The 24,696-nt window shown below is 69.7% G+C and carries 27 protein-coding genes and 1 tRNA gene; 8 read left to right on the forward strand and 20 right to left on the reverse strand.

From position 1 onward, the window contains the following. Positions 1-14: 14 nt before the first annotated feature. Genes LC452_RS16260 through LC452_RS16275 form a run of 4 tightly spaced genes read right to left on the reverse strand, consistent with a single transcriptional unit; the run spans position 15 to position 2,966 of the window. Positions 15-749: an ABC transporter permease gene (locus tag LC452_RS16260; protein WP_223627125.1), complete on the reverse strand. Its 735-nt coding sequence runs from the start codon at positions 747-749 to the stop codon at positions 15-17. Continuing rightward, a complete protein-coding gene (locus LC452_RS16265) occupies positions 746-1,528 on the reverse strand; it encodes an ABC transporter ATP-binding protein (RefSeq protein WP_223627127.1) in 783 nt (260 codons plus the stop codon). The genes LC452_RS16260 and LC452_RS16265 overlap by 4 nt, the downstream gene beginning before the upstream one ends. A gap of 58 nt (positions 1,529-1,586) precedes the next feature. After that, complete coding sequence (locus LC452_RS16270) at positions 1,587-2,183, reverse strand: TetR family transcriptional regulator (RefSeq protein ID WP_223627128.1); 597 nt, start codon at positions 2,181-2,183, stop codon at positions 1,587-1,589. Positions 2,184-2,207: 24 nt separating this feature from the next. Further along, positions 2,208-2,966 carry an AAA family ATPase gene (locus LC452_RS16275; RefSeq protein ID WP_223627130.1) on the reverse strand — a complete coding sequence of 253 codons (759 nt, stop codon included), beginning with the start codon at positions 2,964-2,966 and terminating at the stop codon, positions 2,208-2,210. 118 nt (positions 2,967-3,084) lie between these two features. Here LC452_RS16275 and LC452_RS16280 point away from each other — a divergent pair, with 118 nt between their 5' ends. Beyond that, positions 3,085-4,038 carry an L-lactate dehydrogenase gene (locus tag LC452_RS16280; RefSeq protein ID WP_223627132.1) on the forward strand — a complete coding sequence of 318 codons (954 nt, stop codon included), beginning with the start codon at positions 3,085-3,087 and terminating at the stop codon, positions 4,036-4,038. A gap of 19 nt (positions 4,039-4,057) precedes the next feature. Here the strand turns inward: LC452_RS16280 and LC452_RS16285 are convergent, their stop codons facing one another. Beyond that, positions 4,058-5,668, reverse strand: a complete 1,611-nt coding sequence (locus LC452_RS16285) for an L-lactate permease (RefSeq protein WP_223627133.1) — start codon at positions 5,666-5,668, stop codon at positions 4,058-4,060. Positions 5,669-5,814: 146 nt separating this feature from the next. On the opposite strand from LC452_RS16285, the gene LC452_RS16290 reads away from it, so the two are divergent. Next, positions 5,815-7,113, forward strand: coding sequence for an esterase family protein (locus LC452_RS16290; RefSeq protein WP_223627135.1), 1,299 nt, complete (start codon positions 5,815-5,817; stop codon positions 7,111-7,113). A 14-nt stretch (positions 7,114-7,127) separates the two neighbouring features. Here the strand turns inward: LC452_RS16290 and LC452_RS16295 are convergent, their stop codons facing one another. Together LC452_RS16295 and LC452_RS16300 are read right to left on the reverse strand one after the other, a co-directional pair. Beyond that, positions 7,128-7,706, reverse strand: a complete 579-nt coding sequence (locus LC452_RS16295; protein WP_223627137.1) for a hypothetical protein — start codon at positions 7,704-7,706, stop codon at positions 7,128-7,130. Positions 7,707-7,791: 85 nt separating this feature from the next. Then, positions 7,792-9,297, reverse strand: a complete 1,506-nt coding sequence (locus tag LC452_RS16300) for an L-serine ammonia-lyase, iron-sulfur-dependent, subunit alpha (protein WP_223627139.1) — start codon at positions 9,295-9,297, stop codon at positions 7,792-7,794. Positions 9,298-9,422: 125 nt separating this feature from the next. On the opposite strand from LC452_RS16300, the gene LC452_RS16305 reads away from it, so the two are divergent. Next, positions 9,423-9,731 carry a hypothetical protein gene (locus LC452_RS16305; protein ID WP_223627141.1) on the forward strand — a complete coding sequence of 103 codons (309 nt, stop codon included), beginning with the start codon at positions 9,423-9,425 and terminating at the stop codon, positions 9,729-9,731. A 113-nt stretch (positions 9,732-9,844) separates the two neighbouring features. Here the strand turns inward: LC452_RS16305 and LC452_RS16310 are convergent, their stop codons facing one another. Continuing rightward, positions 9,845-11,575 carry an L-aspartate oxidase gene (locus LC452_RS16310; protein WP_223627143.1) on the reverse strand — a complete coding sequence of 577 codons (1,731 nt, stop codon included), beginning with the start codon at positions 11,573-11,575 and terminating at the stop codon, positions 9,845-9,847. Between the two features lie 71 nt (positions 11,576-11,646). On the opposite strand from LC452_RS16310, the gene LC452_RS16315 reads away from it, so the two are divergent. After that, entirely contained in the window at positions 11,647-12,582 is a 936-nt protein-coding gene (locus tag LC452_RS16315) for a LysR family transcriptional regulator (RefSeq protein WP_374197778.1), read from the forward strand. A gap of 215 nt (positions 12,583-12,797) precedes the next feature. On the opposite strand, the gene LC452_RS16320 is transcribed toward LC452_RS16315, so the two are convergent. Both LC452_RS16320 and LC452_RS16325 read right to left on the reverse strand, forming a co-directional pair. Next, positions 12,798-12,870, reverse strand: a tRNA-Arg gene (locus tag LC452_RS16320). A gap of 76 nt (positions 12,871-12,946) precedes the next feature. Then, complete coding sequence (locus LC452_RS16325) at positions 12,947-13,531, reverse strand: asparagine synthase (RefSeq protein WP_223627147.1); 585 nt, start codon at positions 13,529-13,531, stop codon at positions 12,947-12,949. A gap of 131 nt (positions 13,532-13,662) precedes the next feature. Between LC452_RS16325 and LC452_RS16330 the strand changes: the two genes are divergently transcribed. Continuing rightward, on the forward strand, positions 13,663-14,502 hold the full coding sequence (locus LC452_RS16330; RefSeq protein WP_223627148.1) for an SDR family oxidoreductase: 840 nt from the start codon (positions 13,663-13,665) through the stop codon (positions 14,500-14,502). A 33-nt stretch (positions 14,503-14,535) separates the two neighbouring features. Here the strand turns inward: LC452_RS16330 and LC452_RS16335 are convergent, their stop codons facing one another. From LC452_RS16335 to LC452_RS16365, 7 genes are all read right to left on the reverse strand, one after another. Continuing rightward, positions 14,536-15,396: a hypothetical protein gene (locus tag LC452_RS16335; protein ID WP_223627151.1), complete on the reverse strand. Its 861-nt coding sequence runs from the start codon at positions 15,394-15,396 to the stop codon at positions 14,536-14,538. 8 nt (positions 15,397-15,404) lie between these two features. After that, positions 15,405-15,650 carry a hypothetical protein gene (locus LC452_RS16340; RefSeq protein WP_223627152.1) on the reverse strand — a complete coding sequence of 82 codons (246 nt, stop codon included), beginning with the start codon at positions 15,648-15,650 and terminating at the stop codon, positions 15,405-15,407. Positions 15,651-15,756: 106 nt separating this feature from the next. After that, positions 15,757-16,374: a GntR family transcriptional regulator gene (locus LC452_RS16345; protein WP_308116481.1), complete on the reverse strand. Its 618-nt coding sequence runs from the start codon at positions 16,372-16,374 to the stop codon at positions 15,757-15,759. A 133-nt stretch (positions 16,375-16,507) separates the two neighbouring features. Continuing rightward, on the reverse strand, positions 16,508-17,149 hold the full coding sequence (locus LC452_RS16350) for an NADPH-dependent F420 reductase (RefSeq protein ID WP_223627155.1): 642 nt from the start codon (positions 17,147-17,149) through the stop codon (positions 16,508-16,510). A 58-nt stretch (positions 17,150-17,207) separates the two neighbouring features. Beyond that, positions 17,208-18,146 (reverse strand): GNAT family N-acetyltransferase, encoded by a 939-nt coding sequence (locus LC452_RS16355; RefSeq protein WP_223627157.1) that lies wholly within the window; start codon positions 18,144-18,146, stop codon positions 17,208-17,210. Positions 18,147-18,179: 33 nt separating this feature from the next. Further along, a complete protein-coding gene (sufU, locus tag LC452_RS16360; protein ID WP_223627158.1) occupies positions 18,180-18,614 on the reverse strand; it encodes a Fe-S cluster assembly sulfur transfer protein SufU in 435 nt (144 codons plus the stop codon). After that, a complete protein-coding gene (locus LC452_RS16365) occupies positions 18,611-19,918 on the reverse strand; it encodes a cysteine desulfurase (protein ID WP_223627160.1) in 1,308 nt (435 codons plus the stop codon). The genes sufU and LC452_RS16365 overlap by 4 nt, the downstream gene beginning before the upstream one ends. A 136-nt stretch (positions 19,919-20,054) precedes the next feature. Between LC452_RS16365 and LC452_RS16370 the strand changes: the two genes are divergently transcribed. Both LC452_RS16370 and LC452_RS16375 read left to right on the forward strand, forming a co-directional pair. Next, positions 20,055-20,930 carry an RNA polymerase sigma-70 factor gene (locus LC452_RS16370; protein ID WP_223627162.1) on the forward strand — a complete coding sequence of 292 codons (876 nt, stop codon included), beginning with the start codon at positions 20,055-20,057 and terminating at the stop codon, positions 20,928-20,930. Next, the gene (locus LC452_RS16375) at positions 20,927-21,313 is read left to right on the forward strand and encodes a hypothetical protein (protein ID WP_223627164.1); all 387 of its coding nucleotides are present in this window, start codon (positions 20,927-20,929) and stop codon (positions 21,311-21,313) included. Before LC452_RS16370 ends, LC452_RS16375 begins: the two co-directional genes overlap by 4 nt. Before the next feature lie 312 nt (positions 21,314-21,625). Here the strand turns inward: LC452_RS16375 and LC452_RS16380 are convergent, their stop codons facing one another. Next, positions 21,626-22,387, reverse strand: coding sequence for an SDR family oxidoreductase (locus tag LC452_RS16380; RefSeq protein ID WP_223627165.1), 762 nt, complete (start codon positions 22,385-22,387; stop codon positions 21,626-21,628). A 93-nt stretch (positions 22,388-22,480) separates the two neighbouring features. Here LC452_RS16380 and LC452_RS16385 point away from each other — a divergent pair, with 93 nt between their 5' ends. Beyond that, positions 22,481-23,128, forward strand: a complete 648-nt coding sequence (locus tag LC452_RS16385; protein ID WP_223627167.1) for a LysE family translocator — start codon at positions 22,481-22,483, stop codon at positions 23,126-23,128. A gap of 23 nt (positions 23,129-23,151) precedes the next feature. Here the strand turns inward: LC452_RS16385 and LC452_RS16390 are convergent, their stop codons facing one another. Beyond that, positions 23,152-23,952 carry a DUF1206 domain-containing protein gene (locus LC452_RS16390; RefSeq protein WP_223627169.1) on the reverse strand — a complete coding sequence of 267 codons (801 nt, stop codon included), beginning with the start codon at positions 23,950-23,952 and terminating at the stop codon, positions 23,152-23,154. 9 nt (positions 23,953-23,961) lie between these two features. After that, positions 23,962-24,609, reverse strand: coding sequence for a GyrI-like domain-containing protein (locus LC452_RS16395; protein ID WP_223627171.1), 648 nt, complete (start codon positions 24,607-24,609; stop codon positions 23,962-23,964). Positions 24,610-24,696: the final 87 nt, after the last annotated feature.

Below are 24,696 nucleotides of genomic sequence, written 5' to 3' on the forward strand. Positions count from 1 at the left end.
CGCGAGGCGAGCCCTCAGCGCGTGCGGCGACGCAGCGTCAGAGAGGCGAGCACGAGCGCGCCGACCGCGAACGCCACCACGATGAGCAGCGGGCCGAACACGTCCCATCCCTCGTCTCCCGCGGCGACCGCGTTGATCGTGTCGATCGCGTGGCTCAGCGGCAGCCAGTCGGAGATGGCGTGCAGCACGTCGGGCATCTGGTCGCGCGGCATGAACAGCCCGCCGAGGATGATCTGCGGGAACACCAGCAGCGGCATGAACTGCACGGCCTGGAACTCCGTCTGGGCGAACGCGCTCGCGAGCAGGCCGAGTGCAGTGCCGAGCAGCGCGTCGACGATGGCCACGAGTCCGAGCTGCCAGAGCGGTCCATCGACGTCGAGCCCGCACACGCCGACCGCGAAGGACACGGTGATCACCGCCTGCAGCAGCGCCATCAGCCCGAAGGCCAGCGCATAGCCGAGGATGAAGTCGCCCTTGCCGAGCGGGGTCGTCATCAGGCGCTCGAGCGTGCCGGACTTCCGCTCCCGCAGCGTCGTGATCGACGTGACGAGGAACATCACCACGAACGGGAACAGGGCGAGGATCGCTCCGCCGAACTGGTCGAAGACACCCTCTTGGTCGCTGAACAGCCAGGCGAACAGCCCGACGAGCAGGCTCGGGGCGATCACCATCAGCGCGATCGAGCGCGGGTCGTGCCGCAGCTGCGCGAGCACGCGTCCTGCGGTGGCGAACATCCGGCGGCCGTTCATTCTGCGGCCTCCCCGCCCGGATCGCGGGCTTCTCGGCGAGAGCGGCGGGTGTCGTCGTGCGCCGTGCGGTCGCGCTCGATCAGGGCGAGGAACGCATCCTCCGGGTCGGCCGTGCCCGTGTCCTCGAGGAGTGCAGACGGGGTCGTGTCGGCGATGATCCGCCCCTCGCGCATCAGCAGCAGGCGATCGCAGCGGAGCGCCTCGTCCATGACATGGCTCGACACGATCAGCGTCACGCCGCGTTCGGCGAGCCCGCGGAAGAGCTCCCACAGCTCGGCACGCAGCACCGGGTCGAGCCCGACGGTCGGCTCATCCAGCACGACCAGTTCCGGCGAGCCGATGAGAGCCATCGCGAGCGAGACCCGGCTCGACTGCCCTCCGCTCAGCGAGTCGACCAGCTGACCGCTCTGCGCGCGCAGCCCGACCTCGTCGATGACACGGTCGACGTCCTGCTTCGGCGCCTTGAGCAGCGCCGCGAAGTACGCGAGGTTCTGCCGTACGCTGAGGTCGCCGTACACCGCGGCACCCTGTGTTCCGTACGCGACGCGATGGCGCAGCTGCCGCGATCCGCCCGGTTCGCCGAGCACCGTCACGTCGCCCGAAGCGATCTTCTGCACGCCGACGATCGAGCGCATCAGCGTGGTCTTGCCGCACCCGGACGGCCCGAGCAGGCCGGTGATCTGCCCACGCGGGATCGTGAGATCGATGCCGTCGAAGACGTGCACGCTCCCCCGGCGCACCCGCAGCTGCGCGATCTCGACGGCCGAGTTATTCATCATGTGATGAATTATGCGCCTCGCCGTCGATCGCGTCAACGGATACTGAGCGGGGACGGAGTCAGCCGAAGAGGTAGCGCTGCACGGTCGGGCCGATCCTGCCGACCAGCTCGTCGACGGATGCCGTCGCGATCGGTGCGATCTTGAGCACGTAGCGCGTGAGCAGGAGCCCGGCCATCTGCGAGGCGACGAGCGTCGCGCGCAGGTCGGCATCCTCCACCCCGAGCGTCTTCGCGATCCGCCCGATCAGCTCGCGCGACAGGAACCCGGCGAGCAGGGGCGTCGTCAGGCGACTGCCGATGGCGGTGCGCATCAGCATCACCCCGCGCCGACGGATGTCGGGCTGCTCGAACGCTTCGAGCACGTACCGCACGAGGCGTTCGCCGACCTCGTCCTGCGGCCCCGCGAGGATGCCCGGAACGTCGATGTCGGGGCGGAGGGGGATGCCCACGGCCTCCGCGAACAGATCGGCCTTGGTGCCGAAGTAATGATGCACGAGCGCCGAGTCCACTCCGGCGCGTGCCGCGATCGAGCGCACGGTCGTGCCGTCGTATCCCTGCTCGCCGAACTCGTCGACCGCCGCCGCGATGATGCGCTCCCGCGAATCGGTGCCGCCGCGCGGACGCCCACGGCGGCGCGGCGCCTTCTGCTCGGTCATGCCCGCCAGCCTACGACTTCGCCGTCAGTCGAGCAGATGCCGGAGGTAGCGGTCCGGACTGCCGAGGAACGAGCGCCAGTGGTTCACGATCTCGAGGTCGTTCCACTCGGTCGGCCGAACGCCCCAGTCGCCCACCTCGAGGATGCGGGCGCCGGGAAGAGCAGCCAGCACCGGCGAGTGCGTGGCGCACAGCACCTGGCCGCCTTCGTCGGCGATCCGCCGGAGCACGGCGATCAGGGCGAGGGTCGAATTGAACGACAGCGCCGCCTCGGGCTCGTCGAGGCAGTAGAAGCCGGGGTCGTCGAAGCGGCTCTCGAGCAGGGCGAGGAAGGACTCGCCGTGGCTCATCTCGTGGAACGGGACATCGGGCCCGCTGGTCGACGGGTTCTCCTCGAGGTACGTGTAGAAGGAGTGCATCGTCTCGGCCCGCAGGAAGAAGCCCCAGCGGTTCGCGCCGACACCGCGCTGCAGACGCAGCCAGTCCGACAGCGGCGACTCGGTGGGGCGCGTGCGGTGCCGGGCCTGACGCGACCCGCCCTCCGGCGACAGCCCGTACGCGATCGCGATGCCCTCGACGATGGTCGACTTGCCGCTGCCGTTCTCGCCGACGAGGAAGGTCACGCCGGGATCGAGCTCGAGTCCCTCCCGCAAGACCTGGGCGACGGCGGGGATGTTCGTCGGCCAATGGTCGTCGGCGCCGGGTGCATCGTCGGACGGCTGCACCGAGACGACCGGCTGCTGCTTTCGTCGGCGCGACGTCGGCGCCCAGAAATCACCCGTCATCCGTCCTCCTCTCCGCATCCGAGCCTCCGGGGAGAATAGCGGAAGCGTCCGACAGCCGAGAGCGGCGGACTCCGGCAGGACTGTGGTCCTGGGCGCGGCGTCCTGCCAGACTGGCCGCATGGCCGTCATCGAGAATTCGAAACTCACCGTCGTCGGCGCCGGCAGCGTCGGATCGAGCGTCGCGTACGCGTCACTCATCCGAGGATCGGCTCGACACATCGCCCTGTACGACATCGCCGCGGAGAAGGTCGAGGCCGAGGTCCTGGACCTCGCTCACGGCACCCAGTTCACCGGCTCCAGCGACATCATCGGCGGCAGCGATCTCGCCGTCGTCGAGGGCTCGCATGTCGTGGTGATCACCGCGGGTGCGAAGCAGAAGCCGGGCCAGACGCGCATCGAGCTGGCGGGCGTGAACGCCGGCATCCTGAGCTCGATGATGCCGCAGCTGCTCGAGGCCGCCCCCGATGCGATCTACGTCATCGTGACCAATCCCTGCGATGTGCTCACCGTACTGGCGCAGGAGGCGACGAACCTGCCGCGCGAACGCATCTTCGCGTCGGGCACCGTGCTCGACACCTCGCGCCTGCGATGGAAACTCGCCCGACGCGCCGGCGTCTCGACCGGCAGCGTGCACGCGCACATCGTCGGCGAGCACGGCGACACGGAGTTCCCGCTGTGGTCGACGGCGACGATCGGCACCGTTCCGATCCTCGATTGGGAGGCGCCCGGCCACCCGAAGATGACCGTCGATGAGCTCGACGCGATCGCGGTGGACGTGCGCGATGCCGCGTACAAGGTCATCCGAGGCAAAGGAGCGACCAACTACGCCATCGGTCTCTCCAGCGCTCGCATCGTGGAAGCGATCCTTCGCGACGAGCACGCCGTGATGCCCGTCAGCACGGTGCTCGACGGCTACCACGGCCTCGACGGCGTGGCTCTCTCGGTTCCGTCGATCGTCAGCGCGGCCGGCGCCACGCCGATCCACGCGACGCCCTACTCGGCGAACGAGCTCGGTCTGCTGCGTCGCTCCGCCGATGCTCTCCGCGAGGTCCGTGCATCCCTCGAGACCTGAGTGAGGAACCGACCGACCCTCAGCCGAGGAACAGGTTCGACAGCGCGAACGACCAGACGCAGATGAAGGCGAGCATGCCGAGGCTGTAGCCGATGGATGCTCGCAGGATCTCGCTCTCGCGCCCCGAGAGTCCCACCGCACCGGCAGCGATCGCGATCGACTGGGGCGAGATGACCTTCGCGGTCGTTCCTCCGGCGGTGTTCGCGGCGATGAGCAGGTCAGACTGCACACCGATCCGCTGGGCCGTGGCGACCTGGAGCGGTCCGAACAGCGTGTTGTTGTTGACCACCGAACCGGTCAGGAACACGCCGATCCAACCGATGATGGGCGCGAACAGCGGGAAGAGCGGGCCGACCGCGGCCAGTGCGCTGCCGATGCTCGCCGAGCCACCCGAGTAGTTGGCGATGTTCGCCAGCACCAGGATCGCCGCGATCAGCAGCAGCGCTTGGGAGAGGTCGCGCAGCGTCGAGCCGAGCTGTCCCCAGAAATCCGCCGCCTTCAACCGCGGCGTCGTGAGGAACGAGACGATGACCGCGAGGAGTATCGCGGTTCCGGTGGCGTTCAGCGGCGTGAAGTCCCACGTCGTCGCGACCGCATCGCCGCCGGCCGTGGCCACCTCACCGGTGAGTCCGGGAATCGGCACCTTGATCACGGCCGCCGCCAGCGGGCCCTCGGCCGCGAACAGCTGCTTGAACCACGGCACGCTCCAGACGAGGATGAACGCCGTCAGGATGTAGAACGGACTCCACGCCACCGCGACCTCACGGAAGCTGTGCCGCTCGACCGGCGGAGCCTCGACGCCGCCCTCACGGAAGATGCGCTTCGGCTGCCACACGCGACCGAACACGAACAGCGCGACCATCGCCGCCAGGCCCGAGCCGAGGTCGGCGAGCTCCGGTCCGAGGAACCACAGCACCGATGCCTGCACGCCGCTGAAGACCACACTGACCAGCAGCGTCGCGGGCCACGTCTCGCGCAGGCCGCGCCATCCGTCGAGGATCACGACGAGCAGGAACGGCACGAGGAAGGTGAGCGGCTGCAGCAGAAGCACCATCGTCTGCGACAGCTCCGAGACATCGACGCCCGCCACCTGGGCCCCCACGATGACCGGGATGCCGATGGCGCCGTAGGCTCCGGCGGCGACGTTGGCCACCAGCGAGAGCATCGCCGCCTTGACGGGACGGAACCCCAGCTGCACCAGCAATGCCGCGCAGATGGCGATCGGAACCCCGAAGCCTGCCGCCCCCTCGAGGAACGCGCCGAACGCGAAGCTGATCAGGAGCACCTGGATGCGCTGATCCGTCGAGATGCCCGAGATCGAGGCCCGGATGATGTCGAAGCGCCCGCTGGCGACAGCCAGCCGGTACAGCCACACCGCCATCACGATGATGTAGGCGATCGGCCAGATCGAGGTGAGCAGACCGATCAGCGCGGACCCGCCGATCGCAGTCGCAGGCATGCCGAACACCAGCGCCGCCACGGCCACCTCGGCCACCACCGCGATCGCGGCAGCCAGGATGCCTTTGAGCTTGAAGACCACGAGGCACAGCAGGAAGACCAGCACGGGGATCGCCGCCACAAGGGCCGAGAGCCCCAGGTTCGAGACGGGGTCGATGTTCTGCGTCCACATTCGCGTACTCGTTTCGCCGTGGTCGGATGCGAGACAGGCTAGCGGGCGTCGAGCTCTCCGTGTGTGACGCGAGCGAATCTGTGCGATTGCTACACTCCGCGTCACAGGATCTGCTCGGGCCGAGCAGCCGGTCGAGAGGAGTCACCGTGGAGGGCCTACTGACGCTGCCGATCATCGACTCCCCCGCGATGTGGATCGTCTACGGCATCGCAGCCGTGCTGCTGGTGACTCTGCTGTGTCGTCGTCCGACCGCGAAGCGGGTCCGCCGCGCCCTGATCGGCATCGTCGTCGGTGCTGCGGTCGGCGCGGCGGCCTACCTGGTGTCGAACGTCGCCGACGCGTTCGGCGTCGACCTGCCGGTCGAAGTGGGCGTGTGGGCGGCGGCCGCCTTCGCCGGAGTCGGACTGGCGATCGTGTCGCTGTGGGACTCGCACGTGTGGCGCAAGATCGTCGCCGCGCTGTCGATCGTGTGGTTCGTCGTCACGGCCGTGATCGGTATCAACGCCTTCTACGGGCTCAACCCGAACGTCGGCACGCTGTTCGGCGTCGTGGCGTCCGCGCCGATCGGCCTGCCGGCGCTGATCGAAGACCGTGACGCTCCCGCTCAGCCGATCCACACCACCTGGACGCCGCCGGGAGACATGCCCGAGGTGGGACAGCGCGGCACGCAGGCCATCCCCGGGACGGTGTCGGGCTTCGTCGCGCGTGATGCGAGCGTGTACCTCCCGCCCGCGGCGCTGGTGAAGGATCCGCCGGCGCTGCCTGTCGTCATCATGATGATGGGGTACACCGGCAACCCGGACGGCACGATCATCAGCGACGTGCTCGACGGCTTCGCAGCGAAGCACGACGGGCTCGCTCCGATCGTGATCGTCGCCGACCAGCTCGGCGGAGACGGTAGCAGGGATCCCGCTTGCGCCGATTCGACCACGTTCGGCAACGCGGAGACCTACGTCACGACCGATGTCGTCAATTGGGCGCGGGCGAATCTGAACATCATCGACGATCCGGACTACTGGACCATCGCCGGGTACTCGAACGGCGGAGGCTGCGCGGCGAAGTACGCCGCGAAGTACCCGCAGACCTTCCAGAACGTGATCGACGTGTCGGGTGAGGAGTTCCCCGGGTCCGAGGATCCGGATGCCGTCGTCACCGACGTGTACGGCGGCGACGAGGGCGCCTTCGAGGCGTCGAAACCGATCAACATCATGAAGGCGGCCCCTGCCAGCACGTACCGCGGCATGACGGGCATCTTCTCCGCCGGCTCCGAGGATCCCTCGTTCCTCGCGGCGGCACGCGCGGTGTCGACCGAGGCCCAGACGGTCGGCATGGACACCACCCTGTTCGAGGTGGAGGGGGCCGACCACGGCGGAACCGCGGTCTCCGGCGGGCTCGACAAGGGGTTCGAGGTGCTGTTCCCGGTACTGGGGCTGTCATCGGGCTGAGACCCGGCGACGGACTAGAGCGGGAACGCCCCGTAGGCGAGGGTGATCGCCCACGATTCGCGAGGGAGGTCGAGCAGGCGATAGTGCACCCGCCGATCGGGGATCCAGCCCTGCGTGAGCGTCGGGTCCAGCCGCACATGCTCTGGTCTGACGCGGAAGCCGCGGCCGTCGGCATGGAGCACCGCCTGCACTCGGGACCAGTGCGCGAGCAGATGCTGTTCGTCGGTGTCGCCGAACAGATGCGAGTGGGCGCGCATGTCGCGCAGATCCGCCTCGGCAGGTGTCGCAGGGCGCAGGTCCACCCCCAGCGGCATGACCGGATCGGCCACGACGACCACGGTGGCCGGTCCTGTGCTGGCGCTGCGGATGGCCAGCGGGATCTCCGATCCGGCGACGGTGGCGAGCAGATGCGGGTGATAGCCGAACTGCGCCGGCTCCTCGCGGTGCACGCGGACTTCGGCGACCTCGACGTTCATGAGCGACGCGACGACTTCGCGCGCCAGGAGGCGCTTGCGTTCGTGCTCATCCAGTCGTTCGTCGGCGCCGAATCGCACCGAGATGCCACTGGGAGCGCCCAAGAGCACTGATTCCATGATCCGCCGCCGTTCCTGCCGCTTGTCGGCTCTGGTACACATCATGAGGGCTGGATGGCCGCTCCACCAGAGTCGGGCGGTCAGGTCAGCACTCGATGACGTTGACCGCGAGGCCGCCTTCGCTGGTCTCCTTGTACTTCGTCGACATGTCGACACCGGTCTGCCGCATCGTCTCGACGACGGCATCCAGCGACACGTAGTGGCTGCCGTCGCCGCGCAGGGCGAGACGGGCAGCGGTGACGGCGGTCGACGCGGCGATCGCGTTCCGCTCGATGCACGGGATCTGCACGAGACCGCCGATCGGGTCGCACGTGAGTCCGAGGTGATGCTCCATCGCGATCTCGGCGGCGTTCTCGATCTGACGGTTCGTGCCGCCCATCACGGCGGTGAGGCCGCCGGCCGCCATCGCGCACGCGGAGCCCACTTCGGCCTGGCATCCGCCTTCCGCACCCGAGATCGACGCGTTCGCCTTGAACAGCGATCCGAGGGCGGTCGCGGTGAGCAGGAAACGGCGGATGCCGCGGCGGCGGTTCGCCTCCGCGACGAGGTCGCCGTCAAGACTCGCGGCCTCGCCGTGCGCCTCCGCCGGAGCGTGCGCGGCGTCGAAGCCGAGCAGGGCGCTGCCGACCAGCTCGCCGTAGGGCGTGACGGCGTTGCCCGCGCCGAGGCCGGAGTCGGCCATGAAGCGCCACCAGTACATCCCGACGGCCGGAAGGATGCCTGCAGCGCCGTTCGTCGGCGCGGTGACGACGCGGCCGCCGGCCGCGTTCTCCTCGTTGACGGCCAGCGCGAACGCTCCGAGCCACTCGCCCGGGAGCTCACGGTGTCCACCGGCCTCGGACTCCTCCAGCTGTGCGCGGATCGTGCCGGCGCGACGCTTCACCTTCAGCATGCCGGGCAGGACTCCGTCGGAATGCAGGCCCGCGTCGACACAGGCCGACATCGCGTTCCAGATCGCATCGAGCCCCGCGGCGACCTCTTCCTCGCTGCGCACCGAAGCCTCGTTGAGACGCGCGAGCTCGGCGATCGACAGCCCGCTCTCGTCGCACAGGGCGAGCAGCGACGCGGCATCCGTGTACGCATAGGGGAAGCTGCCGGTCGTGAGCTTCGCCTCCTCGCCGTCACGGCGGATGAAGCCCCCGCCGATCGAGTAGTACGTGTCCTCGGCGACCACGCCGCCGTCGGCATTCCAGGCGGTGATGGTCATCGCGTTCGGGTGGCCGGGGAGGCGCGTGCGCGGCGCGAAGACGATGTCTTCCTTCGTGAAGGCGACGTCGTGCCGGCCGTTGAGCCGCAGCGGCTCGCCGGGCGTGTACGTGGTCCAGGCCGAACGGACCTCGCCCGGGTCGCACGTCTCGGGCGAGAGCCCACGGAGCCCGGCGACGACGGCATCCGGCGTGCCGTGGCCGATCCCGGTCGCGCCGAGGGAACCGTAGAGCGTGCTGCCGACGCGCGAGACGCGATCGAGCGAGCCGCTCGCGCTGAGCCGTTGCGCGAAGGCGAGCGCCGCCCGCATGGGTCCGACCGTATGGGAACTCGAAGGCCCCACTCCGATGGAGAAGAGGTCGAAGGCCGAGACGTACGCTGTCACGCCTCCAGGCTACGCCGCATTCCGGTGCCCGGTTCACCCCCATCGACCTGACGCTCGTCAAGCCCCTTCATCGGTGCGGGGCGCGGCGGCATCCTGAGCGTGACGACATCGCGAAAGGGGCGATCATGACCGACAGCACGCCAGACCAGGACAGCACGCCGGAGCAGGTCGACGCTGAGGCGCAGGCGCCGACTCCGACCTCTCCGCCGGCCGCGGACGAGGCAGGGCACCTCACGGCGGAGACCCCGGAAGAGGCCGAGTCGCCCGAGCAGGCCGACCCGGAGGAGATCCCGAGCACGGACGAACTCGAGGAGCCGAGCACCGAGAAGGATCCGGGCGAGGAGCCCAAGGCCCCGAAGCGCGACGAGCCCGAGCCCGACCATGAGGCGGTCGGGATCGGGGTCATCGACACGGAGGAGCCGCAGGTCGACTGAGGCGCGGCCGCTCCGGTCGCAGTTGCTGCCGTCGGTCGTCACTCCGGTCGCGGTTGCTGCCGCCGGAGCGACGTCGAACCGGCAGAAACTGCGACCGGAAGCAGGGCTGCGAACTACTCGACGAGCTTGCCCTCGGTGTCCACCTCGCGCATGAGCTCGACGATCTCGGCGGGGATCTCGGGAATCGCCTCGCGGGTCACGCCGGTGCGAGGGCTCCACACCAGGTTCACCTGCAGCGTCGGGTCGGTGTCAGGGAAGTCGCTGCGGTTGTGGCATCCGCGGGTCTCCCGGCGCTGCAGCGCCGCTTCGAGCGTCGCGCGGGCCGCGACCGCCGACCCCTTGAGATCGAACGCGTGCGCGAGATCCTGGAAGCCGGCGATGTCGGGGTGGATGCCGATGTCCTCCATGCGCCCCTCGATCATGTCGAGATCGGCGAGACCGGCGCGCAGGCCTTCCTCGCTGCGTACGACGCCGCCGAACTCGGTCATCAGGTTGCGGATCGCACGCTGCAGGGCACGCACGTTCTCACGCCCGTCCGCGGAGAGCAGATCGTCGATCTCGGCGCGAGCCTGCGCGACGGCATCCGCAGAACGACGCTGCGCGTCGAGCCCCGCCGCGTGCGCGATCGCCGCCTGTCCGACGATGCGGCCGTAGACGAGCAGCTCGATGAGCGAGTTGCCGCCGAGGCGGTTCGCGCCGTGCAGTCCGCTGGACGCCTCGCCGATGGCGTACAGTCCGTCGACGTCGGTCTGGTGGTCTTCCGGACGCACCCACACGCCGCCCATCGAGTAGTGCGCCGTGGGGGCGATCTCGATCGGGTCGGTGGTGATGTCGAGCATCTGCAGCTCCATCATCGTCTGGTAGACGCGGGGAAGACGGGTCATGATCGTCTCGCGCGGAAGGTGCGACACGTCCAGCCAGACTCCACCGTTCGGGGTGCCGCGACCCTCGGCGATCTCGGTGTACGCGGCGAGGGCGACGCGGTCGCGCGTCGACAGCTCCATCCGCTCCGGGTCGTACTTCTCCATGAACCGCTCGCCGAGGGCGTTGCGCAGGATGCCGCCTTCACCGCGGGCGGCCTCGGAGATGAGGGTGCCCGCAGCGTTCTCGGGCTCGATGATGCCGGACGGGTGGAACTGCACGAGCTCGGGGTCGCGCAGGCGGGCTCCTGCCTCGACGGCGAGGCGCCACGAGTCGCCGGTGTTCTCGTCGCGGCGGGACGAGGTGCGGCGCCAGATGCGGTTGTGCCCACCGGCGGCGAGGATCACCGCATCGGCATGGATCAGGTACCGCGTGCCGTCGGACTGGTCGAAGCCGTAGGCGCCGAACACGACGTTGTCGCGCACGAGCAGGCGGGTGATGTAGACGTGGTCGAGGATCGGCACCTCGAGCTGCTCGGCCTTGCGCACGAGGGTGCGCTGGATCTCGAGGCCGGTGTAATCACCCGCGAAGGCCGTGCGACGGAAGGTGTGCGCGCCGAAGAACCGCTGCGAGATGCGGCCGTCGTCCTCGCGCGCGAAGTCCATGCCCCAGCGCTCGAGATCGCGGATGCCGCGCTCGGCGCCCTGCGTCACGATCTCGACCGTGTGCGGGTTGGCGAGCAGGTAGCTCTCCTTGATCGTGTCGGCGGCGTGCTGCTGCCAGCTGTCGTCGGCATCCATGGTGCCGAGCGCGGCGTTGATGCCGCCGGCGGCGAGGGAGGTGTGGGCATCCTGTCGGGGGCGTTTGCCGACGGCGAGGACGTCGATGCCGTGTTCGGCGACCTCGATCGCCGCCCGCAGCCCGGAACCACCGGTCCCGATGACCAGGACGGTGGTGGAGATCTGACGTTCGCGTGTACTCATGAAATCCACGCTAGTTAGGCGATCCTAATAACTCCAATGCATAGTTCGACTCTGAACGATGCAGGTAGGCTATGGCCATGAACCTCGAGCAACTGCGCGGGTTCGTCGAGGTCGCCCGGCTCGGCCACTTCACTCGCGCCTCCGAGCACCTGCACCTGGCGCAGCCGTCGCTGAGCCGACAGATCTCGACGCTGGAGCGCGAACTCGGCGCCGAGCTGTTCCACCGCGCGCGCGGCCACATCGCCCTCACCGCCGCGGGTGAGACGCTTCTCCCCCGCGCCCAGCGGATGCTCGCCGAGGCCGACGCCATCCGCGAGGAGATGGACGAGCTGCAGGGCCTGCGACGCGGGCGCGTGCGCCTGGGCGCCCCTCCGACGCTGTGCATCAGTCTCGTGGCCGAGGCGATCAGCGTCTTCCACTCCGCGCACCCCGACGTCGACCTGCACCTCATCGAAAGCGGCTCGCGTCTGCTCGTGGATCAGCTCGCCGTCGGCGCCGTCGACATCGCACTGATCACCGAGTCGGACGGGCCGCCGCCGTCGGGCTTCAGTCTCACGCGCACACCGCTGCTCACCGAGGAGCTCGTCGTCGTCTCCTCGGCATCCCTGCCCCCGGTGGCAGTGACGCCCGCGATCGGACTCGATCATCTCGCCACGCTTCCGCTGATCGCCCTCGACGAGACGTACGAGCTCCGCGCCACGACCGATGCCGCATTCCGCTCCGTGGGACTCACGCCGACGCATGTGCTGGAGGGCGCCGAGATGGACGCCGTGCTGCGCTTCGTCGAGCGCGGGCTCGGTGTCGCCGTGGTGCCGGCGATGGTGCTGCTCGACCAGCCCGCGCTGCGATCCGTGCGACTGACGCATCCGATGATGACCCGCATCGTGAGCCTCGCGCACCGCTCGGATGTCACCCCGGCGGTGGCGGTCGCCGCGATGCGGAAGGTGATCCTGGCGACCGCGGCCGAGGTCGCCCGACGCGATCCGGCGATCACGAGCCTGCTGTAGCGCGCGCGGCTCTGCTTCAGGTCGCCGTCGACGTCGCCCGCCCGGCCTCCGGTCGCAATTGCGGCCGCCTCCGCCGCCTCCGGACGACAGCAACTGCGACCGGAACGGATGCCGGCGGCAGAAGCTGCGACCGGAACGGATGCCGGAGCACCTCAGACAAAGCAGAAACCCCGTCGCTTTCACGACGGGGTTTCTGTCACTGTCTCAACACAGTGTGCGCCCGAAGGGACTCGAACCCCTAACCTTCTGATCCGTAGTCAGATGCTCTATCCATTGAGCTACGGGCGCATGATCCGCGAACTTCAACGCTCAGCGGGCCGACGATAAGCCTACAACAGTCCCGACGCGAAAGCGAAACGAGGCCTCAGTCCTCCACGGCCTCCGCCAGCTCCTGCTTCTTGCGGCGCTTGGCCCTCGCGCGCTGCTCCGACGACAGGGCCTGCAGGTCGACGAGACGCAGCGCCTGCATGCGCGCCTCGCGCATCTTTCCGTACTCCGGATCGTGGTCGGGGCGCATGCCCTCGACGCGCAGCCGACGGTCGAGGTTGTGCCGCACGTCGGCCCAGGCGGCCTCTCGCGCCTCTTCGACGATCACGCCGAGCCGCTCGCGGTCCTGCATGATCTCGCGGAGGCGCGCGCCCACGCCGGTCGACTGCTTGGCGCGCCGACGGAGGTTGCGCACGTCGCGGTCTCGGTAGTCGTGCGTGCCGTGCGGGTCGGAGTGGCGTCCGCGTGCGCGCTTGCGCAGTGCGGTGACGTTCGCGGCGGCCTCTTCGGCCTCGGTGGCCATCGCGCCGAGCGCCTCGCGGGCGTCGGCGATGTACTTCTCGGTGTCGAACACGCCGTCCTCGGCGATGGTGCCGACGAGGATGTGGTTCTTCACGGCGAGGCGCGCCGCGGCGGTCGCGATCGCAACGCCTTCGGCGATGGCATCCGCTGTTCGTCCCACCGCGACCTCCTCTCCTCGAGCGTACCGGTATGCCGCCGGAGCGGTGTGGGCAAGAATGGGTTCCGGATCAGCATCCCCCATCGGTCCGACATTCGCCCGGCCCCCGTCGGAACGCGCCCGCAGGAGGCCGCATGAAGCATCTCGATCTCGTCGGCAGCACCACCGTGATCACGGGGGCGGCGAACGGCATGGGCGCCGACATCGCCCGGCTTCTGGCGGCGCGCGGCGTGCATCTCGCGCTCATCGACCACGACGCGTCGGCCCTGGCGACTGTGGCCGCGAGTCTGCGCGGCTCCACCGTGACGACGCACGTCATCGACCTCCGTGACGACGACGCCGTCTTCGCGGGTGTCGACGACATCAGCGCCGCACATCCGCGAATCAACGCTCTGATCACCTGCGCCGGCTCCTCGATGCTGGGCACCCTCGATCAGCTCACGATGGAGGAGATGCGCTGGCTCACCGACGTCAACCTCTGGGGGACGGTCTCGGTCACCAAGGCGCTGCTGCCGGCCCTGCGCGCAGCTCCGGCAGCGCACATCACGCACCTCGCCAGCGTTTACGCACTGGCGGCACCCGCCGGACGCATCCCCTACGCGATCAGCAAGTTCGCCGTGCGGGCGTTCTCCGAGGCGCTGCGGCACGAGCTCGAAGGCACCGCCGTCACCGTCGGCGCCGTCTATCCGGCAGGGGTGCGCACCGGCATCATCCTGCACGGCCGTTACGCCGCAGCCATCGACCCCGACGTGGCGGCTCGCGCTGCCGCCGCGCAGGCCGCGATGTACCACACCGAGCCGACGGATGCCGCGGCGCAGATCATCCGCGCCACTGAGCGGCGGGCTGTGCGCACGATGGTCGGGCGCGAAGCACGGCTGATCGACGTGCTGGTGCGCGCCGCTCCGTCGAACTACTGGCGGGCGATGCGCCGTCCGCTGCGCGCAGCGATCGACACGACGACGCCCGTCGCCTGACCGCACGGCGGTGCGTCAGCGCACGGCGCCGCGTCAGCGCACGGCGCCGACCCAGATGCCCGACGCCCACGCCTGCTGGTCGCCGTTGCACCCGACCGAGCCCGGATACCCGCGGACGACCGCCATGCAGTTCGCCAGGAACTCCGGGTCGTTGCCGAACAGCGAGCCGTACCCCGACGACGAGGTGAGGGCGCCCCAGACGCGGAACTGGTAGATGTGCGCGAGCTCGTGCGCCATCGCCCAGTTCAGGCGCCCCTCTCCCCAGTTCGCGATGTCGGCCCGGTACTTGATGTAGCCATTGCTGTTCGCGCACGCCGGAGCGCTGCCACCCGCGCAGGACGAGGACTCGTACAGCCCGACTCCCCCGCCGCCGACACGGTCGAGCGCCGCCCGCACCCGGGCATAGCCGTCGGCACCGCTGGTCGTGTATGCCGGTCCCCCCGGTCCGGCGCTCCGCGCCGACTGGATCGCCTCCCAGCTCGACACCTCGGAGCCGACCTTCTCGGTGATCGCGTGGATCGTCGCCGTCGCGGCCGTCACCGTGTCGGGGTTCTTGTTCTCGGCGAGCACCGTCTGCTGCGTGGACAGTGCCGAGGCGACGTGCGTGGTCGTGTCGACCTTGCCCTTGGCGCCCTCGATCGCCGTGCTCAGAGCGGCGAGCTCGGCCACGAATGCCGGTCGGACCTCCAGCACGGCCGCGCGGTCCGCAGTGTCCTGCTCGGCGCGCTCGACCGCTCCCTCGAGGTAGTCCGTGCGCTGCGCGGCGGAATGCGACTGGGATGCCAGGGCGCGCAGTTCGACGACGGCATCGGCCCGCTGCTGGTCGAGGCCGTCCGCGCGGGCGACGATCCCGGCGCAGAGCAGCACGGCCGATGCGACCGTGACCGCGAGCATCCGACGGATCACTTCAGGAAGCCCGTCGTGTCGGCGAGCTTCGCGTCCTGCTCGGCGATCTGCGAACGCAGCGCGGTCAGCTTCTCGGCGAGTTCGAGGTTCTCGCCGTGCGAGGCGTCCAGCTGCTGCTCCACGCGATCGATCTCGGCCCTGACGGCGGCGAGGGCCGACGTGCGCTCCTGGTCGGCGACCACGACGAGGGCGAATCCGCCCACCAGCAGCAGACCTCCGACGACGACAGCAAGATTTCGCATCTCGCTCCCCAGGACAATCGCGACAGCTCCGGAACCACTCCGATGTGCCCAATATACAACTGGGGCGCGCGCCGACTCGCGCAGCTGCCGGTCCGCGTCGTCGAGGTCAGATGGTGATGTCGCTGCTCGCCAGACGACGTTCGGCCGTCAGCTGCCCGCTGGCGAGATGCGCCGGCACGATGCGACGCAGCGCATCGACGTCACGGGCGGCGATCGCCTCGAGGATGACCCGGTGCTCCTCCGCCATGGCGAGGAGATCGTCGTGCTGGCCGAACAGCCACCGCAGCCGTGTCGCGAACACGTCGATCAGCTCGCACAGCATGTCGTTGCCGGCGAGCACCGCGGCCACCTCGTGGAACTCGCCCGCGGCCATCCTGGCCTCTTCGGGCTTTCCCGCCCGGGCGGCGGCGAACTCGCGTTCGTACACGCCGCGGAGTCGGGCGATCCCCTCCGCATCATGCCGCTCGGCCGCGAACACGAAGATGAGCGTCTCGATCGACTCCCGCACCTCGGCGAAGTCCCTGATGTCGCGCTGCGTGAACTCGCGCACCACGGCCCAGCTGCGCGGGCGGGCGACGACGACGCCCTCGGCGACGAGAGCGCGGATGGCCTCGCGCACGGGAAGGCGCGAGACGTCCAGTTCCGCGGCGATGTCGCGCTCGACGAGCCGGGATCCGGGCACGCGCCGACCCACGACGATGTCGTCGCGCAGAATGCGCGTCACCCTGACCGACTCGAGTTCGCCGGTAGCCCCCGCCGCCGTCATGCCCGCATTCTCTCACCTGCACGGCCGTTCACCAAGTTTTGGTATCCCAACCGTTGCAGGCACGCGCAACTCGCACGACGGGGGCGGCTGCTCAGGGCAGGCGGTTCGCGATCGCGAGGTTGGCTTCGAGCTCTTCGGCGTTCTGCCGGGTCACGTACGCCGGCCGGTCCCGCTCGACGCGCCAGGACTCGCTCAGCGGTCCGATGTTGACGGTGTCGAAGCCCGCCTCGTCGTAGAAGCGCGTGGCGAAGGCCACGGCCTCGGCGTCGTCGCCCGCGGTGGCGAGGGCGCGGCGATCCGGGGTGCCAGCGGGAGTGCCGTCGGTCGTGATCGCCGAGGAGTAGATGTGGTTGAACGCCTTGGCGATACGCGAGGTCGGCAGCCGGCGCTGCAGCAGCTCCGACGTCGTGGTCTCCCCCTTGTCGAGTTCCTCGATGTGCCCGTCGCGCTCGTGGTAGTAGTTGTTCGTGTCGAGCACGATCTTGCCCGCGAGCTGCTCGACCGGGAGACGGTCGATGGCGTGCAGGGGCACCGTCACGACGACGGCATCGCCGGCTGCGGCGGCATCCGCTGCGGTGGCGGCCGTGGCCTGCGGGCCGAGCTCGGCGACGAGATCGGCGAGCGTCTCCGGTCCGCGTGAATTGGCGATCACGACGTCGTAGCCGTTCGCCACCGCGACCCGCGCGACCTGGCTGCCGATGTGTCCTGCACCGATGATTCCGAGTGTTGTCATGCTCGACCCAACGCCCGTGCCGCCGCGCTATTCCCGCACGTGACCCCGCGTGTCGGCATCAGAGGTCGAGCAGCAGGCCCTCCTCCACCCGGCGATAGCCGAGCCCCTCGTAGAGGGCGATCGCACCGGTGTTGAAGCCGAACACGTGCAGCCCGATCGAGTCCGCGCCGAGGCGGCGCGCTTCCCGCTCGGCCGCGTGCATCAGCACCCGGCCGTACCCCTTGCGCCGGTGCTGGGCGTCGACCTCGACGTCGAGGATGAACGCGTGGGGACGACCGTCGCGCACGCGCATGCCGAGCCAGAGGATGCCGACCTCGACACCGTCGACAGAAGCCGTGAAGAGCTCCTGGCCCTCGGTCGCGAGCCCGTCCGGCAGCTCGAGCAGCATCTGCCGGTGCGACTCCGCCGCCGCCTCCTCGGGCGTGTACCGGCCGGACGCGGCGAGATCCTGGGCGAACCCCGCCTCGGACTGGGCGGCGAAACGCGGGTAGCGCTCCGGCGTCATCGGCGAGACCTCGACGTGCGCCTCCACCGCGCGATCGGGCAGGGGCTCGAGCATCATCTGGATGGAGGCGAGGGTGAAGCCGCGCCCCTCGGCGAGAGCCCGCGCGGCGTCATCGTGCGGGAAGAGCGGGATTCCGAGCTGGGTCGCCTCCAGCTCGGCCGCGAGCGCAAGAGTCTGCGTGAACAGCTCGTCGCGCTGAGCGCCGGTCAGATCGGCGGTCACCGCGAGGTCGAACAGGAACAGCTTCCGGTCGCGGAGCACGGCCCAGGCGGTGCCGAGCTCACTCTGCTCGTCGTCGACGATGCGGAGCACCCGCATGGTCGGGGTCGAGGGGACATCAGGCACCTCGCCGAGGACCCGGTCGGCGTAGGCGACCGCATCCTCACCGACGCGCATCCCCGACGCCTGGTTGCCGTCGATCAACCGCTGGCGGGCCGCGGCCCGCCAGTCGTCGAATCGATCGGCAGGCAGCGGCAGCAGGTGGAGCGACATGCTCCCATCCTGCCCGCATGGCGAGTCCAGGATTCAGCTCCGAGCCAGCGCGTCCTCGGCCGCGACCCAGGCGAGCATCGCGCACTTGACGCGGGCCACGTACTTCGAGACCCCACCCAGGGCGGCCGCATCGCCCAGCAGCTCCTCGTCGGGCTCGATCCTGCCGCGCGAGCGCATCGCCTCACGGAACGCCGCGATGCGCACCTCGAGCTGCTCGACGGTGAGACCTTCGGCGAGCTCGGCGAGGAGCGATGCGGACGCCTGCGAGATCGCGCAGCCGTGCCCCTCCCACGCGATCGCCTCGACGCTGCCGTCAGCGGCACGGTGCACCTGCAGGGTGACCTCGTCGCCGCACGTGGGGTTCACCTGGTGCGACTGCGCGGCGATCTCGTCGCGCAGCCCGTAGCCGTGCGGGGTGCGGGAGTGATCGAGGATCAGCTCCTGATACAGGTTCTGCAGGTCGCTCATACGCTCCTCCGGAAGAACTCGATCGCGCCGGCGACGCCGTCGATCACGGCCTCGACCTCGGCATCCGTCGTGTAGAGATAGGTGCTCGCCCGCGTCGACGACGTGACGCCGAGGCGGCGGTGCAGCGGCTGCGCGCAGTGGTGGCCGACCCGCACGGCGATGCCGAGGTCGTCGAGGAACTGCCCGACGTCGTGCGAGTGGATGCCGGCGACGTCGAAGCTCGCGAGCCCCACGCGCGGAAGGTCGATGCCGGCGCCGAGCACGCGCACGCCGTCGATCGCGCCCAGTCCCGCGACGAGCTTCCGCCCGAAGGCCGCCTCGTGCTCCGCGATGCGCGGCATCCCCACCGCGGTCAGGTAGTCCACGGCCGCGGCGAGCGCGATCGCCTGCGAGACGCGCTGCGTGCCGGCTTCGAAGCGCTGGGGCGGCGGGAGGTATTCGGCCTCGGTCGTCGTGACCGTCGTGATCATCGAACCGCCGGTGAGGAACGGCGGCATGGCCTCGAGCAGTTCACGTCGCCCGTACAGCGCGCCGATCCCCGTGGGACCCAGCATCTTGTGGCCGGAGAGAACCGCGAAGTCCACGCCGAGGGCGCGCACGTCGAGCGGAAGGTGCGGGGCGGACTGACAGGCATCGAGCAGTGTCAGCGCCCCGACCCCGCGGGCGAGCGCGACCAGCTGATCGACCGGGTTGATCACGCCGAGGACGTTCGAGACGTGCGTGAACGCGACGAGCCGAGTCCGCTCGGTGATGAGGTCCGCGGCGATGTCGAGCCGCAGGGCGCCGTCGTCGTCGAGCGGGATGACGCGCAGGGTCGCACCGGTGCGGGCCGCGAGCTCCTGCCACGGGATGAGGTTCGCGTGGTGCTCCATCTCGGTCGTGACGATCTCGTCGCCCTCGCGGAGCCGGAGTCGATCGGCGGCCGCTCCCCCGCGTCCGATCGACGCGTTGGACAGCGAGTACGCCACCAGGTTGATGGCCTCGGTCGCGTTCGACGTCCAGACGATCTCGTCGTCGCCGGCACCCACGAACCGTGCGAGGGTGCTCCTGGCGTCTTCGAAGAGCTCGGTCGCCTCGGCGGCGAGCGTGTGCGCCCCGCGATGCACGGCCGCGTTCAGCGTGGTGGCGAACTCCCGTTCCGCATCGAGCACCGCGAGCGGTCGCTGCGACGTCGCTCCCGAGTCGAGATACACGAGGGGATGCCCGTGCACCTCGGTCCGCAGGATCGGGAAGTCGTCCCGGATGCGCCGCACCTCGGCGTCGCTCAACGGGGCGAGGACAGAGGCTTCGGGCGAAATGCTCATCGTTCCAGTTTCTCATCTCAGGCTCGGAGAAGGGGCGGTGTCACACATCGGGCAGGTGTCCGGTCTCAGCTGACGACCCGTGCACGCGGGCGTACGCTGACCAGGACGAGGATGGGCACCCATGCAGGAAGAGCCGATGACCGAGCTGGACGACGCGATCGCCGTCTTCGACAGCCACCGGCGACGGCTGTTCGGCATCGCGTATCGGATGCTGGGAACCGTCGCGGATGCCGAGGACATGGTGCAGGAGACCTGGATCCGCTGGCAGAACACGGACCGGACCTCCGTGCGTGAGCCCGCCGCCTTCCTCGCGACCGTCACCACGCGTCTCGCGATCAACGCCCTGCAGTCCGCGCACTCGCGTCGGGAGACCTACATCGGCCCCTGGCTGCCGGAGCCCGTCAACACCGCCGACGACCCCGCCCTCGGTGCGGAGAAGGGCGAGGCGCTGCAGTATGCGGTGCTGCTCCTCCTCGAGAAGCTCACGCCCACCGAGCGCGCCGCCTACGTGCTGCGCGAGGCCTTCGACTACCCCTACCCCCGCATCGCCGAGGTCATCTCCTCGACGGCCGTCAACGCCCGCCAGCTCGTGAGCCGCGCGCGGGGGCACCTGGCGTCGGCGCGCAGGGCCGAGACGAACAGAGCCGACCAGCGCCGCCTGCTCGAGGCGTTCCTCTCCGCGGCGCAGAGGGGCGATGTCAGCGAGCTCGAGTCGCTATTCGCCTCCGAGGTCGTCAGCTACACCGACGGCAACGGCGTGAAGCTCGCCGCGCGGATCCCGATGTTCGGTCGCTCGCGCGTCGCGGCCTTCATCGCCGCGTTCTCGAGCCACTTCTGGACGGGGAAGAGCATCGGCTGGGTCGAGGTCAACGGACAGCCCGCGGCGACGCTCGTGGCCGACGGCGAGGTGCGCACGCTCGTCACCCTCACGACAGGACCCGACGGCATCGAGCAGGTGCTCTGGGTGATGGCTCCCGACAAGCTCGGCCACGCCGAGCTGGTTCGGGGATGACGGCGCATCCGTCTCGGTGGTGGCGACGACGACGTGAGGGCGCGCACGACGCCGCACCCTTGGTCGCGCTCGCCGAGGCGATGACGGAGAGGGATGCCGCAGCGATCCGTCGACTCCTCGACCCCGACGTGACCATGACCATCGACAGCGGGCCCCTCGAGCTCGGCGGCGAGCTGCGCGGACACGACGCCGCCGCGGTGGAGCTGCTCACGTACCCCTCGGACCTCGCCGTCGTCAGCATCAACGGCGCCCCCGGCATCGTGGGGCGGCGCGACGACCGCGTCGTGGCCACGATCAGCGCGAGCGTGCGCCACGGTCGCATCGTGACGCTGTGGTCGGTGCGCAACCCGGAGAAGCTGCGCGGCTGGGACGACCGGTCCTGAACGTGGCCGGGGCCGTCACAGTTCGCAACGGGATGCGGGAGTTCGCCGGTCCGGAGGAGTTCCGGATCGCCGATCTCCCCCAGCGCGCTCCGCTTCCGTCACGACGATCGTGAGGTCGTCGCGGACCCGCTCGCCACGTATTTCGGCGCCGCCCTCGCGCCGCGCGAACTGCTGCCGGGGCCGCACGCGATCCTCGCGACCCGCACCTTCCACGACTGGCAGAGTGGGCGGGGCTGACCACGGGCCGCATCACGTCGCATGTCGACGAAGGGCCGGGATCCCTGCGGATCCCGGCCCTTCGTGCGTCTCGGCTCAGCGCGCCGGCGGAGGGTTCAGCGGCAGCCAGTCGGCGAAGCGCGTCTCGAAGAGCTGTGCGCCCTCGCCCGGGAGCAGCATGTCGTCGCTCAGCCGCTCGCCGAAGTACGTGGCTTCCGGGTCGACGACGACCGGGCGAGGGTCCTCACGGAACGTCAGACCGGTGCGGACGAAGTCCGCGAGCGTGAACTGCTCGGGCCCGGCGACCTCGGTGATCGTCCCGGTCGGCGCGCCGGCCGTCGTCCGGGCGACGGCTGTGGCGACGTCGTCCGCGGCCATGGGCTGGATGAGCGCCGACGAGAGACGCACCTCGTCCCCCACCGTGGCGCTGCCCGCGATCGCTCCGACGAATTCGAAGAACTGCGTGGCGTGGACGATCGAGTACGGGATGCCGGAGTCGGCGATGAGACGCTCCTGCTCGACCTTCGCCCGCATGTAGCCGCTGTCGGTCATGCGCGCAGCTCCCACGACCGACAGGGCGACGTAGTGGCCGACGCCGGCCTCGGCCGCGACGCGCGAGATGTTGCCGGTGGCCGTGGTGAAGAAGGCGAGCACATCCGCGTCGGCGAACGACGGCGAGTTCGACACGTCGAGCACGGTCGATGCCCCGGCGAACGCCGCGGCGAGCCCCGCTCCGGTCAGCGTGTCGACTCCGGTGTTCGGTGAGGCGGCGACGGCCTCGTGGCCGTGTTCGGTGAGCAGGCGGACGACCTTGGATCCGATCAGACCCGTGCCCCCGATGACGACGATCTTCGACATGGGATTCCTTCCGTGACAGTGGGGCGCGAATGCGCCCGCATCTGACGGCTAAGACCGGACGCGGCGGCGATCCGTGACAGTTAGGCTCACACCATGTTCCGCGCCGACACCCTCGCGACCTTCATCGTCGCCGCCTTCGTCATGGTCGTCATCCCCGGTCCCACCGTGCTGTTCACGATCGGACGGGCGATGGCTCTGGGGCGTCTGGGCGGGTTCCTCAGCATCGTCGGAACCGCGGTCGGCTCGATCGTGCTGGTCGTCGCGGTCGCCCTCGGCGTCGGAACAGTGGTCGCGCAGTCCGTCGTGCTGTTCACGATCGTGAAGATCCTCGGTGCCGGCTACCTGGTGTTCCTCGGCATCCAGGCGATCCGGCACCGGAAGGATGCCGCGCTCGCGATGACCGGCGTGCAGACGAAGCGCTCAGGGCCGAGGCTTCTGCTGGAGGGCTTCGTCGTCGGCGTCACGAATCCCAAGTCGATCGCCTTCTTCCTGGCGATCCTGCCGCAGTTCGTCGACCTGCATGCGGGCTCGATCCCCGTGCAGCTCTTCGTGCTCGGTGCGATCGTCGTGACGATCGGCGTCACGTGCGACGCCGTGTGGGTGCTGCTCGCCAGCGCCGCGCGCGACTGGTTCGGTCGCTCACCGCGCCGGATCGAGGCGATGAGCGCGACCGGCGGTGGCCTCATGATCGGACTCGGCGCGTTCCTGCTGGTCTGGAGTGAGAAGCCGGCCACCACCTGACCCGAGGTGCGACCGGGTCGCGGTCACATCCGCGCGTACCGCGATCGCGCGATGCAGAAGAGACCGTAGACGGCGAGACCTGCGCCCACCGCGCAGAGGATCACCGGTCCGAACGGGAGCGACACGAGGCTGTGCAGCGCACCGTCGAGCCCGGACGACTTGTCGGGGTCGTTGGTGACGGCCGCGACGACGAACAGCACACCCGTCACGGCGACGGCGATCCCCTTGGCGATGTACCCGACGACGCCGAACGTCACGATGCCTCCGCGCTCGACACCGGACGGCAGATCGAGCAGCTTCTTGAACCCGCGGGTGAAACCGCTCACCACGAAGCCGATGCCGACGCCGAACACCACGAGACCGATGATGACGAGCAGCACGACACCGGCGGGCGCGGCGAGCAGCACCGCGCTGAGGGTCTGCGACGCCTTCTCGGAATCGGCCTGACCGCCGAACGCGAAGACGGTCGCCATCCCGGCGATCACGAGATATGAGAGCGCGATGCCGAAGAACTTGACCCGGCGGCCCCACTTCTTCGTCTCCTCGTGATTCGCCGCGAGGAACGCGCTGGCGATCTGCCAGACAGCGAGCGCGACGAGGCCGGCGGCGATCACGGCGAGCAGCAGTCCTCCGACGGGACTCTGGCGGACCTGCTCCATGGCGCCGTCCTGATCGGCGTCGCCGCCGCCGCCGAGGGCGATCGAGACGGCGAGGCATCCGATGATGATGTGGATGATGCCGACGACGATGAAGCCGACGCGGGCGACCCGGCGGAATCCGTCGGATCCCTTGGTGGCGCGCGCGGCGTCTTTGGCGGTGCTCATCGTCGAAGACTACGCGGACGGGGCGGTGGTTCTCGACACCGGCTGCCGCAGGATCGTGCGCAGCTTCGCGGGCTCCACCCGCCGCATGTCGCTCAGGTAGATCTCGTGATGCCGCCCGCTCATCCGCAGGCCGTTCTCCGGGATGAAGCGATGGTGCAGGTCGTCGAGCACCGGCCCCTCGTCGTCGAAGGCACCGACGTGCAGTGTCTGGACGCTCAGTCCCTCGTCGAGCGTCTCGAGACGCACCGCCGAGAGAGCCGGCGAGGGAGCCTGCTTCTTCTTGACCGCCTTGGCCTCGACGCCGGCGACGGCGGCGGCGAACATCTCGGTCGTCACATGATCGGGGACCATGATCATGAGCGTCCACAGCCAGGCGGACTTGTCGCGCTGCGACGTGAACGCGTCCATGTCGGCGGCGTGCCAGAGCCCCTCGAGCGGCATGACGACCGTGTCGATGCCGAGCTCTTCCCGGCTCGCGAATTTCAGGGTGTAGGCGAGAGGGAACAGCGCGGTCACAGCATCCTGGTAGGCCTGCGAGGTGTTCGGATCGCCGGCGCCGTCGACCATGAGGTACTGCAGGGGCGGCACCTCGACCAGCCGGATCTCGCCGCGCTTCGCCTGATACGCGTCGAGCGTCTTCTTGGGATCGATCGCCATGCGCGCCTCCGTCTCGTGCCCTCAGTGTGCCATCGCCCGCCGACATCGGGCCGAGGAGGGCGGATGCCGCTCCCCGGCCCGACCGTT

The sequence above is a fragment of the Microbacterium sp. EST19A genome, assembly GCF_019969685.1.
GTDB lineage: Bacteria > Actinomycetota > Actinomycetes > Actinomycetales > Microbacteriaceae > Microbacterium.

Bases quoted from the DNA above. Each gene is read 5' to 3' on its own strand.
- LC452_RS16260 (WP_223627125.1), bottom strand. From the start codon at position 749: ATGAACGGCCGCCGGATGTTCGCCACCGCAGGACGCGTGCTCGCGCAG.
- LC452_RS16265 (WP_223627127.1), bottom strand. From the start codon at position 1,528: ATGATGAATAACTCGGCCGTCGAGATCGCGCAGCTGCGGGTGCGCCGG.
- LC452_RS16270 (WP_223627128.1), bottom strand. From the start codon at position 2,183: ATGACCGAGCAGAAGGCGCCGCGCCGCCGTGGGCGTCCGCGCGGCGGC.
- LC452_RS16275 (WP_223627130.1), bottom strand. From the start codon at position 2,966: ATGACGGGTGATTTCTGGGCGCCGACGTCGCGCCGACGAAAGCAGCAG.
- LC452_RS16280 (WP_223627132.1), top strand. From the start codon at position 3,085: ATGGCCGTCATCGAGAATTCGAAACTCACCGTCGTCGGCGCCGGCAGC.
- LC452_RS16285 (WP_223627133.1), bottom strand. From the start codon at position 5,668: ATGTGGACGCAGAACATCGACCCCGTCTCGAACCTGGGGCTCTCGGCC.
- LC452_RS16295 (WP_223627137.1), bottom strand. From the start codon at position 7,706: ATGGAATCAGTGCTCTTGGGCGCTCCCAGTGGCATCTCGGTGCGATTC.
- LC452_RS16305 (WP_223627141.1), top strand. From the start codon at position 9,423: ATGACCGACAGCACGCCAGACCAGGACAGCACGCCGGAGCAGGTCGAC.
- LC452_RS16310 (WP_223627143.1), bottom strand. From the start codon at position 11,575: ATGAGTACACGCGAACGTCAGATCTCCACCACCGTCCTGGTCATCGGG.
- LC452_RS16315 (WP_374197778.1), top strand. From the start codon at position 11,647: ATGGCCATGAACCTCGAGCAACTGCGCGGGTTCGTCGAGGTCGCCCGG.
- LC452_RS16330 (WP_223627148.1), top strand. From the start codon at position 13,663: ATGAAGCATCTCGATCTCGTCGGCAGCACCACCGTGATCACGGGGGCG.
- LC452_RS16335 (WP_223627151.1), bottom strand. From the start codon at position 15,396: ATGCTCGCGGTCACGGTCGCATCGGCCGTGCTGCTCTGCGCCGGGATC.
- LC452_RS16340 (WP_223627152.1), bottom strand. From the start codon at position 15,650: ATGCGAAATCTTGCTGTCGTCGTCGGAGGTCTGCTGCTGGTGGGCGGA.
- LC452_RS16350 (WP_223627155.1), bottom strand. From the start codon at position 17,149: ATGACAACACTCGGAATCATCGGTGCAGGACACATCGGCAGCCAGGTC.
- LC452_RS16355 (WP_223627157.1), bottom strand. From the start codon at position 18,146: ATGTCGCTCCACCTGCTGCCGCTGCCTGCCGATCGATTCGACGACTGG.
- sufU (WP_223627158.1), bottom strand. From the start codon at position 18,614: ATGAGCGACCTGCAGAACCTGTATCAGGAGCTGATCCTCGATCACTCC.
- LC452_RS16365 (WP_223627160.1), bottom strand. From the start codon at position 19,918: ATGAGCATTTCGCCCGAAGCCTCTGTCCTCGCCCCGTTGAGCGACGCC.
- LC452_RS16370 (WP_223627162.1), top strand. From the start codon at position 20,055: ATGACCGAGCTGGACGACGCGATCGCCGTCTTCGACAGCCACCGGCGA.
- LC452_RS16375 (WP_223627164.1), top strand. From the start codon at position 20,927: ATGACGGCGCATCCGTCTCGGTGGTGGCGACGACGACGTGAGGGCGCG.
- LC452_RS16380 (WP_223627165.1), bottom strand. From the start codon at position 22,387: ATGTCGAAGATCGTCGTCATCGGGGGCACGGGTCTGATCGGATCCAAG.
- LC452_RS16385 (WP_223627167.1), top strand. From the start codon at position 22,481: ATGTTCCGCGCCGACACCCTCGCGACCTTCATCGTCGCCGCCTTCGTC.
- LC452_RS16390 (WP_223627169.1), bottom strand. From the start codon at position 23,952: ATGAGCACCGCCAAAGACGCCGCGCGCGCCACCAAGGGATCCGACGGA.
- LC452_RS16395 (WP_223627171.1), bottom strand. From the start codon at position 24,609: ATGGCGATCGATCCCAAGAAGACGCTCGACGCGTATCAGGCGAAGCGC.